This window comes from Streptomyces sp. NPDC059534 (assembly GCF_042743475.1).
In the GTDB taxonomy this organism is placed as follows: Bacteria; Actinomycetota; Actinomycetes; order Streptomycetales; family Streptomycetaceae; genus Streptomyces.
This window is the reverse complement of sequence record NZ_JBHWAQ010000014.1, coordinates 183020-193071: the sequence shown is the minus strand read 5'-3', so window position 1 is coordinate 193071 and position 10052 is coordinate 183020. Positions and strand designations below refer to the sequence as shown.

Below are 10052 nucleotides of genomic sequence, written 5' to 3'. Positions count from 1 at the left end.
GGGGGGCCCCCCCGGCACCGGGGGGGGCCCCCCTCGCCGCCGGGCGTCAGGCGGCCCGGCCTGTCGGCCGCGCCGCACCGGCCGCCAGCGCGCGGGCCGCGCGTACGGCGTCGTCCTCGGTGGTGAAGCGGCCGAAGCCCACCCGGATACTGCCCCGGATCCGGTCCGGTGACAGACCCGTCGCCGCCAGGACGTGCGAGGGCTCCTGCGCCGAACTGTTGCAGGCCGAACCGGTCGACACGGCGATGTCCGTGACCTCCAGGAGCAGCCGCTGCGCGTCCACGCCCTCGAACGAGAGGTTGACCGCGTGCGGCAGGAAGCCCGGGCCGGTACCGCTGTTCAGCGCGTACGGGACGAGCTCCGCGAGCGCGGACAGGAACAGCGCCCGCAGCCCGGCGAGTCGGACCGCCTCCTCCTCCCGGCCCGCCGCGAGCACGCCGACGGCCGCGCCCAGGCCGATCACGGCGGCCGTGTTGACCGTGCCCGCGCGCAGTCCGCGCTCCTGGCCGCCGCCGTGCAGGAGCGGCGCCAGCGGCGCCCGGTCGGACAGGCCGTTGGAGACGTACAGGACGCCGACGCCCTTCGGGCCGTAGATCTTGTGCCCGGAGAAGGTGAGCAGGTCGACCCCGAGCGCCCGGACGTCGACGGGCAGCGAGCCCACGCCCTGCGTGGCGTCGCAGTGCAGCGGCACCCCGGCGGCCCGCGTGACCGCGCCGATCTCCGCCACCGGCTGGATCGTGGAGATCTCGTTGTTCGCCAGCATCACCGAGACCAGCGCGGTGTCCGGCCGGAGCGCCGCCGCCACCTGGTGCGCGGTGACCCGGCCCGCCCCGTCCACCGGCAGCACGGTCACCTCGTGCCCCGCGGCCCGCAGGGAACGGCAGGTGTCCAGGACGGACTTGTGCTCCACCGCCGTGGTCACCACGTGCCGCCGCTCGCCGGGCGTCACGACTCCCTTGATCGCGAGGTTGTTGCCCTCCGTCGCGCCCGAGGTGAAGTAGATCTCGCTGCGGGCCGCCCCGACGAGCCGGGCGACGGCCCCGCGGGCCCGCTCGACCTCGCGGAAGGCGCGGATGCCGGCCGCGTGCGGGCTGGACGGGTTGGCGTAGCAGTGGGTGGCGGCGAAGTTCATCGCCTCGACGACCGCCGGGTCCGCCGGGGTGGTCGCCTGGTGGTCGAGATAGATCGTGGCCATGCCTGTACTCCCTGTCCTCTTCGTCCTCTTCCTGGCTCCGGGCGGGTGGCGGTCCGTCAGAAGTCGTCCGCCGTGCAGGGCAGGGCGATCGGGTCGGCGCAGGCCGCGTCCGCGAAGACGAGGACGATCTCCTCGCCGGGGTCGGCCTGGGTGCGGAGGTAGATCTCGGCGCCCTTGGTCACCTTGTCCCGGTCGGCGAGCGAGCTGATGTCGACGACGTGGCGGCGGGCGCAGTCGGGGAAGGCGGCCCGCAGCCGGGCGAAGTAGCGGGCGAAGTACTCCGCGACGATGAGCGGACAGCGCGGCACGACGTGGTCGTCCTTGACGGCCCCGGCGAGCACCTTCGCGTACTGGCGGGAGCGGAACAGGATCTCGTCCCCGTCCAGGGAGAACAGCGGGTGCTCCGCCGGCTCGCGCAGCCGGCGCTTCATGGCGCGCGCGGCGCGATTGCGCAGGGTGCGCTCGCGGGTGACGGTGAAGGTGGTCCCGGCCGCGGCCGCCGCCGCGGCCAGCGGGGTGAGGTCGGTCGCCGCGGGGCCGGCGGCCGGGAGTGTGCAGACGTCGTCGGAACAGGACATGCCGAGGTCGTTGACGATGACGTCGTACACCACCTTGTTGCCCCGGTGCAGACGGCGGGCGGCGGCTCCGGTCTCCTGGGCCAGGGCGAAGGAGTTCAGCGAGAACTCCCCGATGCCGGCGGCCGTGTCGAAGTAGCCGCCGGCGACCAGGACCGCCGAGCGGACCGAGCGGTCGACGGTCTCCAGGAGGGGCGCCACGCGGGGCGGGACGGTGCGGGTCCGGGGGGTGGCAAGCGTGTTCAACGGTGCACTCCGTTCTTCCGGGAAGGGGATCGATCGGACGGTGCGGAGGGTTCGCCGGGCGGCCCGGCGCCGGGTGGGGGCCGGGGCGGTTCGCCGGGTGCGGCCGACGGGGCCAGCGCGGTGCCGACGGCGGCGGTCACCACGCAGAGGACGGCGGCCCACTGGGCGGGGGAGAGGTGCTCGTCCAGGAGGGCGAGGCCCACCAGGGCCGCGATGACCGGCTCCACGGTGGACAGCACGGCGAAGACCCGGGGCGGCATCCGCCGCAGCGCGGCGAACTCCAGCGAGAAGGGCACGACCGTCGTCAGGACCGCCACGGCGAGCGCGGCCCCGAGCACCCCCGGATCGAGCAGGACGGCGGGGGAGGGCAGCCCGAGCGCGGGGGCGGTGGGCAGCGCGAGGACGGCGGCCACGGCGAGGCCGAGGGCCAGGCCGGAGCCGCCGGGGACCGCGCGGCCCACCCGGGCGCCGAGCAGGATGTAGCCGGTCAGGGCCGCGCCGGTCAGCAGGCTCGCGGCGAGGCCGACCGGGTCGTCCATGCCGCGCGTGCCGCCGAGCACGAGCAGGCCGGCGGCCGCGACCGCCACCCGGAGCCGGTCCAGGGCCCGGCGCGAGGTGAGCGCGGCGAGCAGCAGCGGTCCGCTGAACTCCAGCGTCACCACGACGCCGAGGGGGAGCCGGGAGGTCGCCTCGTAGAAGGCGAACTGCATCACGGTGAAGACGGCCCCGTAGGGGAGGAGCAGCCGCCAGTGGGCGCGCAGGAGCCGCGGCGCGGGCCGGGACAGCAGGCAGAGCAGACCGGCGGCGATGAGCAGGCGCAGCAGGGTCGCGCCGGTCGGTCCGGTCTCCTCGAAGAGCCGCTTCGCGAAGGCGGACCCGAACTGCAGGCTGACCATGCCGGTGAGGAGCAGCAGCGGGGCCGGCGCGGCTCCCGGGGCGTACGGACGCATGGCGGCACCTCCTCTCCTGGCCTCGACCGCCGGACGGATGCCGAGGACTCTATACCCCCCAGGGGTATGTCGCGACCGAATGGGCGTGCGGAAGGGGTGTCGTGAGTGTGACGTCCGTCAAAGAGGGCGTGACGCGCGTTACTTAGCGGTCACATGGCGCCCCGCGACCGCTAATCTCCGCCGGAGAGCCAGAAGTGAACAGGTGTTAAGGGGTGGAAGATCGTGGCCAGGAAGCTTGCCGTCATCGGGGCCGGACTCATGGGATCCGGCATCGCACAGGTCTCCGCACAGGCGGGCTGGGACGTCGTTCTGCGTGACGTCACCGACGCCGCCCTGACCCGCGGCACCGACGGCATCAAGGCGTCGTACGACCGGTTCGTCGCCAAGGGCAAGCTCGACGCCGCCGACGCCGAGGCCGCCCTCGGCCGCATCACCGCCACCACCGAGCTCGAAGCCGTCGCCGACGCCGACATCGTCGTCGAGGCCGTCTTCGAGAACCTCGACGTCAAGCACGAGATCTTCCGCTCGCTCGACAAGGTCGCCAAGGACGGCGCCGTCCTCGCCTCCAACACCTCCGCGATCCCGATCACCAAGATCGCCGCGGTCACCGGGCGCCCCGAGGCCGTCGTCGGCACCCACTTCTTCTCGCCGGTCCCGATGATGCAGCTCTGCGAGCTCGTCCGCGGCTACAAGACCAGCGACGCCACCCTCGCCACCGCGCGGGAGTTCGCCGAGTCCGTCGGCAAGACCTGCATCGTCGTCAACCGCGACGTCGCCGGCTTCGTCACCACCCGGCTCATCGCCGCCCTCGTCGTCGAGGCCGCCAAGCTCCAGGAGTCGGGCGTCGCCTCCGCCGAGGACATCGACATCGCCTGCAAGCTCGGCTTCGGCCACGCCATGGGCCCGCTCACCACCGCCGACCTCACCGGCATCGACATCCTGGTGAACGCCGCCAACAACATCTACACGGAGTCCCAGGACGAGAAGTTCGCGCCGCCGGAGCTGATGCGCCGGATGGTGGACGCGGGTGACATCGGCCGCAAGAGCGGGCAGGGCTTCTACAAGTACTGAGCCGGAACCGCCACCCCGCCTCACCCCGGGGGGTGAATTCCGGTACCGGTTCGCTGACAAGGCGCAACGCTTCTGCCGACGCGGCAGTCAGTTGTTGCGAAGACGGAGCACTCTCGGGGAGCGCATATGCACATCAGGGGCGATCATGTCGAGCTGGTCGTCGGGGGCCGCCTCGACGTCCGCAGCGCGGCGGACGCCCGTACGGTCCTGCACTCGGCCGTCGACGACGGAGTCGGCGACCTGGTGCTCGACCTGACCGGCCTCGACTCCTGGGACGCGACCGGGCTCGGCGTCATCATGGGCGCCCACCGGCGGGCCGGCCGCTGCGGCCGGCGCCTCGTCCTGCGCGGGGTGCCGCCCCAGATGCAGCGGCTCCTCGTCGCCACCCGACTGCACCGCATCCTCGCCATCGAGGGCGGTCTCGCCCTGGAGTCCCTGCCCCGGGTGTGAGCCTCCGGGGCCCGAACCGTCTGTGAAGCAGCTGTGTGAACCAGGCGTCACGCTCAATCCTCACAAGACCGTGACGTCTTGGTCTCGCGGGCACCCCGCCTGTTCCCGAGCGCCTGACCACGGTCTAGGGTTCGGTCGCCTGCACATTGACGGACCCATCCGGCGGGCACCGGACACCGCTTCTTGGGGGCTTGCGCCATGGACCCGAACAATCGTGGGTCGGAGGAGTACGGGCACGACACCGACGGTGACGAGACCCGCCAGGGACGAGGCGTGCCCGCGCCGGCGCCCGCGCGTGCCCGCGTCGTGCAGATCGTCTCCGGCGGACTGCTCCTCACCGTCAACCCCGTCGACGGCAGCGAGATCGAATCCTGCCCCCCGGGACGGGAACCCGAGGCCCCCCGCCCCCGCACCGCCGAGGAACGGGCCGAGGCCGCCCGTGCCGCCGCCCCGCCCGTACCGGCCGGCCCCGCCGCGCCCGTCCTGCCGCTCCTCGAACGCCAGGAGCAGCGCGAACGGCTCACCGGGATCCTCACCCGCGGCCGCTCCGCCCGGCTGACCGGCCCCGCCGGCTCCGGCCGCACCGCCCTCCTCGACGCGGTCGCCGCCGACTGCGCCGACCTCGCCCCCGACGGCGTCGTCCGCCTCTCCGGCCACCACCGCACCCCCACCGAACTGCTCCACGAGCTGTTCAACGCCGTCCGGTACGCCCCGGAGCAGCGTCCCGACCGGGACACCCTCCTCGACCGGCTCGGCGACGTCGGCGCCGTCGTCGTCGTCGACGACCTGGAGTTCGGCGGCGCCACCCTCGACGAGCTCCTCGACGCCGCCCCCGAGTGCGCCTTCCTCCTCGCCGCCGGCCCCGGCATCCCCGCGCCCTCGGCCGACGCCCACGTCGAGGAGCTCCACCTCGACGGCCTCGGCCGCGGCGCCGCCCTGAAGCTCCTGGAGAGCGCCGCCGGCCGCACCCTCACCGACGACGAGGCCAACTGGGCCGGCGACCTGTGGTTCGAGTCCGAGGGCCTGCCGCTGCGCTTCGTCCAGGCCGGCGCGCTGCTCCGGCAGCGCGACCGGCTGCGCGTCACTCCGGCCGAGTTCGACGCCTTCGGCGCCCTTGAGGAAGCCTTCGGGCCGACCGACCCCGACGCGGCCGCCGCCGTCGCCGCCGCGGCCTTCGACGGCATCGACGACCCCGACGTCGAACTGCGCGAGATACCCCTGCCCAGCCTCGGCGAGGGCGCCGCCCCCGCCGCCCTCCTCGCCTCCCGGCTCAGCCGCTCCGCCCAGAGCACCCTGCGCTTCGCCGTCGCCCTCGGCGGCGAGCTCCCGCACCAGGCCCACCTGCCGGCCCTCATCGACGACACCCACGCCGACGCCGCGCTCGGCGAACTCGTGGCCTGCGGCCTGCTCTCCCCGGTCGGTCCCCGCTACCGGCTCGCCACCGGCGTCCTCACCCAGCTCCTCGCCCACGGCTACGAGCACGGGGCCGCCGAGCGCGCCCACACCGCGGCCCAGCACTACGCCTGGTGGGCCGCCCACCCCTCCGTCACCCCCGAGCGGGCCGCCGCCGAGTCCGACGCGCTGCTCGCCGCCCTGACCGCCCTCCTCTCCGGCAGCACCGGTGGCTCCGGCAGCACCGGCGGCTCCGGCCCCTCCGACGACACCGAACACCGGGCCACCGCCGTCCTCCTCGCCCGCGCCGCAGCCCCCGCGTTCGCCGCCGGGCTCCACTGGGGTGCCTGGGAGCGGGCCCTGCGCGCCGGGCAGGAGTCCGCCCGGCTGACCGGAGACGTCGCGGAGGAGGCGTACTTCCACCACGAACTCGGCGTCCTCGCGATCTGCGCCGGCAACCTGGAGCGCGCCCGGGCCGAGCTGGAAGCCTCCATCGGCATGCGCGGCGTGCTCGCCGACAAGCGCGGCACCGTCGCCGGTCGCCGGGCCCTCGCGCTCGTCGCCGACCTCTCCGGGGACCACGCCGCCCCCGCGGCCGAGGAGCCCGTCTCCCCGCCGCGCGGAACCCCCGCCCTGCGCGGCGGCGCCCGTGCCGCCCTTCCCGGCGCCGCGGCCGTCACCGCCCCGCTGCCGGGCGGCTCCGCACGGGGAACGACACCGGCCGCGATCCCCGCGTTCCCCGACTTCGCCGACGAGGGCCCGACGCTCATCACCCGCCCCGACACCGTCCAGGGCGGCGTCCGCCCCGGCCTCAAGGGCGGCATCCTCGGCGGCGCCCGCCGCAACCTCGTCGCGGTCGGCGCGGGCGCCCTCCTCGTCGCGGTCCTCGGCACCGTCGTGACCCTCGGCGCCACCTCCGGCAACGGCGAGGACCCGGGCACCAACCACGTCACCTCCGACAGCACCGCGGACGAGGACGGCGGCGACGACACCGACGGCGACGAGCCCCCGACCGAGGGCGAGACGGGGGAGACGGGCGAGCCCACCTCCTCCGGCTCCCCGACCCCCTCCGGCTCCGGCAGCGCCTCCCCGTCGGGCTCGACGAGCCCCGGCACCTCCGGCTCCGCGTCCCCCTCGGACAGCCCGACGGCCACCACCACGCCCACCGGCGCTCCCACCAGGACCACCGGCGGAGCCACGACGACCTCCGGACCGCGCCCGACGACCACACGGCCGCAGGTCACGCCCACCACGACCAGGCCGCCCACCACGCCGCCGCCGACCACCCCGCCGCCGACGACCGAGCCGCCCACCACGCCGCCGCCGACGACCACCGCCCCGACCACGGAGGGGAACTCGCCGAGCATCTCCGCCTCCGCGACCCTCGGCGGCGCACCCTCCGCCTCCGACACCCCGGCCGGCTCGCAGACGCCCGCCTGACGCCCGTGGCGGCGTACGGAGACGCCTGTCCGACCCCGTGGCGGCGTACGGAGACGACGAACGGCCCCGGGTGCGTGAAACCGCACCCGGGGCCGTCCCCGTACTCCCGCCGCCGCTAGAACAGCCGCAGCTTGTCGTCCTCGATGCCGCGCATCGCGTTGTAGTCGAGCACCACGCAGCCGATCCCGCGGTCCGTCGCGAGCACCCGCGCCTGCGGCTTGATCTCCTGCGCCGCGAAGACGCCCCTCACCGGCGTCAGGTGCGGATCGCGGTTGAGCAGCTCCAGGTAGCGGGTCAGCTGCTCGACGCCGTCGATCTCGCCGCGCCGCTTGATCTCCACCGCGACCGTCGCGCCGTCCGCGTCCCGGCACAGGATGTCCACCGGGCCGATCGCCGTCGGGTACTCGCGGCGGATCAGGGTGTACCCCTCGCCGAGGGTCTCGATCCGGTCGGCGAGGAGCTCCTGGAGGTGCGCCTCCACACCGTCCTTGATCAGGCCAGGGTCGACACCCAGTTCGTGTGAGGAATCGTGGAGGATCTCCTCCATCGTGATGATCAGTTTCTCGCCCGCTTTGTTGATCACGGTCCAGACGCCGGCATCGCCGTCGGCACCCTCCTTCAGGGTGCACGGCGGGGACATCCAGTTGAGCGGTTTGTACGCCCGGTCGTCCGCGTGGATGGAGACGCTGCCGTCTGCCTTCACCAGGATCAGACGGGGCGCGGAGGGCAGGTGGGCCGTGAGCCGGCCCGCGTAGTCCACGGAGCAACGGGCAATGACGAGACGCATGGTCGGCAACGCTACAAGACGGGTGCTCTTCTGCGCGATTCGGGCATCGTCCGGGCCGGGCCCGATCGCCGTCCGGGACGCGTCCGGGCACCTTCATGAGCCGAACACCCGTCGGTTATCAGCCGGTTGTGTTCCCCATCTCCTGGTGCGGTCAGGACTGCGCGCTTACCGTGGAAGCTGGAGGTCGTCGTCCGTGCACGCTGCGTGTCGGACGGCCCGGCCTTCGTCCCTGCCCGCAAGACCCCGTCCGCGGGGTCGCGAGAGGAGAACCCATGTCGCTCGACGTCTCACCGGCACTGTTGGAACAGGCCGAGCGAGGCGAGGTCGACGAAGCCGACTTCGTCGACTGCGTCCGGACCTCCCTGCCCTACGCATGGGAGATGATCAGTTCTCTGGTGGCCCAGCTGAAGGTCGACGGCGGAGAGTTCGCCGACAACCAGACGCCGCCGCCGAATGAGCAGGCACGTGGTCAGCTGCTGCGCGCGCTCGCAAGCGACGCCATCCGCGGCGCGCTCCAGCGGCACTTCGGGGTGCGTCTCGCCTTCCAGAACTGCCACCGGGTGGCGGTCTTCCCGCTGGACCCGGCGGTGGACGAGCGGCTCGCCCGCTTCACATCCGTACGGGGGCAGCTTCTCAACCAGTCGCCGGAGCTCCGCGACTGCTGAGCCATGGTGCTGCCGCTCCGCGTCGAGGACGATCGCGACCGATGCGCGCCGACGCGCATCGCCGCGCGGAGATGCCGGAGCGGCAGCCCGCTCACACCAGGAGGGGCAGGACCTCCGCGCCGAGCCTGCGCACGTTCTCCTCGGTCGCCGCGAGGTCGCCCGAGCCCTCCGCGAGCAGGGCGAAGCGCGTGATGCCCGTACGCTCCGATGTCGCCGCCAGCCGGTCCGCCGCGAGCCGCGGCGTGCCCACCGGGTGCATCCCGCAGAGCAGCTCCGTGTACGCCACCGGGTCCCGCATCGCGCGGTGCCGGCCGTCCACCGTGACATGGGCGTCGAGCCCCTGCCTCAGCCAGCCCGGCATCGCCTTCACCAGCGCCTCGGCCGCGTCCGGCCCGCGGTCCGCGAGCTGGGCCACCCCCGCCGAGACATGGCCCGCCCCGACGCGCGCGATCTCGTCCGGGTCCCGCCCGGCCTCCCGCGCGCAGCGGGCCCAGGCCGCGACCATCTCGGCCTTGTCGTCGTCGCCGCAGTGCATCCCGAGGAGCATCGGCAGGCCGCGCTCGGCGGCGAGCCGCACGCTCTTCGGCGAGGTGCAGGCCACCACCACCTCCGGGCGGGCCGGGCCGTCGATCAGCTCGTCCGGCCGCGGGACCACCGGCACCTCACGGAAAGCGAACCGTTCCCCCTGGGCGCCCACGCCGGGCTCGGAGAGCCAGCGCAGCAGCAGGTCGAGCGATTCGGGGAAGCCCTTCTCGTACGCGTCGAGACCCGAGCCGAACACCTCCAGGTCGACCCAGGGACCGCCCCGGCCCACCCCCAGGGTGAACCTGCCGCCCGAGGTCAGGTGCAGCAGCGCCGCCTGCTCGCCCAGGGCGACCGGATGGACGCTCGGCAGCACGCTCACCGCCGTCCCCACCCGTAGCCGCCGGGTGCGGCCGAGGAGCAGCGCGGCCAGTGTCACGGCCGAGGGGCACACCCCGTACGGCACGAAATGGTGCTCGGCCAGCCAGACGGAGTCGAGCCCCGCCTCCTCGGCGACCTCGGCGGTGCGCACCGCACGGTGCAGCGCCTCCCCCTGCCCCTGGCCCGGGAACTGGGCGGCCAGAACGAACGTACCCACGCGCATCGCTTCTGCCTCCTTGCGGCCGACGCGTATCTCCCCCCGCACAGGCACCAACGTCTGACACGTGCCAAAGGCAACGGCCGTTCATGAAGTTCTTGCGATTTTCCGCTAAGCCGTCCCGGACGGGGCCCGGGGCACCGCGTCGCGGCCCGTAGGCT

The 10052-nt window shown here is 74.1% G+C and carries 9 protein-coding genes; 4 read left to right on the top strand and 5 right to left on the bottom strand.

Going from position 1 to position 10052, the window contains the following annotated elements; genetic code table 11:
• Window positions 1–46: 46 nt before the first annotated feature.
• From ACFVZH_RS18935 to ACFVZH_RS18925, 3 genes are read right to left on the bottom strand one after another with little or no spacing between them, the layout of a single operon-like run.
• Entirely contained in the window at window positions 47–1195 is a 1149-nt protein-coding gene (locus ACFVZH_RS18935) for a cysteine desulfurase family protein (RefSeq protein WP_384898503.1), read from the bottom strand.
• Between the two features lie 56 nt (window positions 1196–1251).
• The gene (locus tag ACFVZH_RS18930; RefSeq protein WP_384898502.1) at window positions 1252–2016 is read right to left on the bottom strand and encodes a hypothetical protein; all 765 of its coding nucleotides are present in this window, start codon (window positions 2014–2016) and stop codon (window positions 1252–1254) included.
• Complete coding sequence (locus ACFVZH_RS18925) at window positions 2013–2966, bottom strand: DMT family transporter (RefSeq protein ID WP_384898501.1); 954 nt, start codon at window positions 2964–2966, stop codon at window positions 2013–2015. The genes ACFVZH_RS18930 and ACFVZH_RS18925 overlap by 4 nt, the downstream gene beginning before the upstream one ends.
• A 222-nt stretch (window positions 2967–3188) precedes the next feature.
• Between ACFVZH_RS18925 and ACFVZH_RS18920 the strand changes: the two genes are divergently transcribed.
• The 3 genes from ACFVZH_RS18920 to ACFVZH_RS18910 all read left to right on the top strand — a co-directional run bounded on the left by ACFVZH_RS18920 (window position 3189) and on the right by ACFVZH_RS18910 (window position 7319).
• A complete protein-coding gene (locus tag ACFVZH_RS18920) occupies window positions 3189–4037 on the top strand; it encodes a 3-hydroxyacyl-CoA dehydrogenase family protein (RefSeq protein ID WP_384898500.1) in 849 nt (282 codons plus the stop codon).
• A gap of 126 nt (window positions 4038–4163) precedes the next feature.
• Window positions 4164–4487 carry an STAS domain-containing protein gene (locus ACFVZH_RS18915; RefSeq protein WP_030210572.1) on the top strand — a complete coding sequence of 108 codons (324 nt, stop codon included), beginning with the start codon at window positions 4164–4166 and terminating at the stop codon, window positions 4485–4487.
• A gap of 198 nt (window positions 4488–4685) precedes the next feature.
• Window positions 4686–7319, top strand: coding sequence for an ATP-binding protein (locus ACFVZH_RS18910; RefSeq protein WP_384898499.1), 2634 nt, complete (start codon window positions 4686–4688; stop codon window positions 7317–7319).
• 115 nt (window positions 7320–7434) lie between these two features.
• Here ACFVZH_RS18910 and nucS read toward each other — a convergent pair whose 3' ends face one another.
• Complete coding sequence (nucS, locus tag ACFVZH_RS18905) at window positions 7435–8106, bottom strand: endonuclease NucS (protein ID WP_384898498.1); 672 nt, start codon at window positions 8104–8106, stop codon at window positions 7435–7437.
• A gap of 272 nt (window positions 8107–8378) precedes the next feature.
• Between nucS and ACFVZH_RS18900 the strand changes: the two genes are divergently transcribed.
• Window positions 8379–8771, top strand: a complete 393-nt coding sequence (locus ACFVZH_RS18900; RefSeq protein WP_017236120.1) for an SCO5389 family protein — start codon at window positions 8379–8381, stop codon at window positions 8769–8771.
• A gap of 91 nt (window positions 8772–8862) precedes the next feature.
• On the opposite strand, the gene ACFVZH_RS18895 is transcribed toward ACFVZH_RS18900, so the two are convergent.
• Window positions 8863–9897, bottom strand: coding sequence for an LLM class flavin-dependent oxidoreductase (locus ACFVZH_RS18895; protein ID WP_384898497.1), 1035 nt, complete (start codon window positions 9895–9897; stop codon window positions 8863–8865).
• Window positions 9898–10052 lie beyond the last annotated feature (155 nt).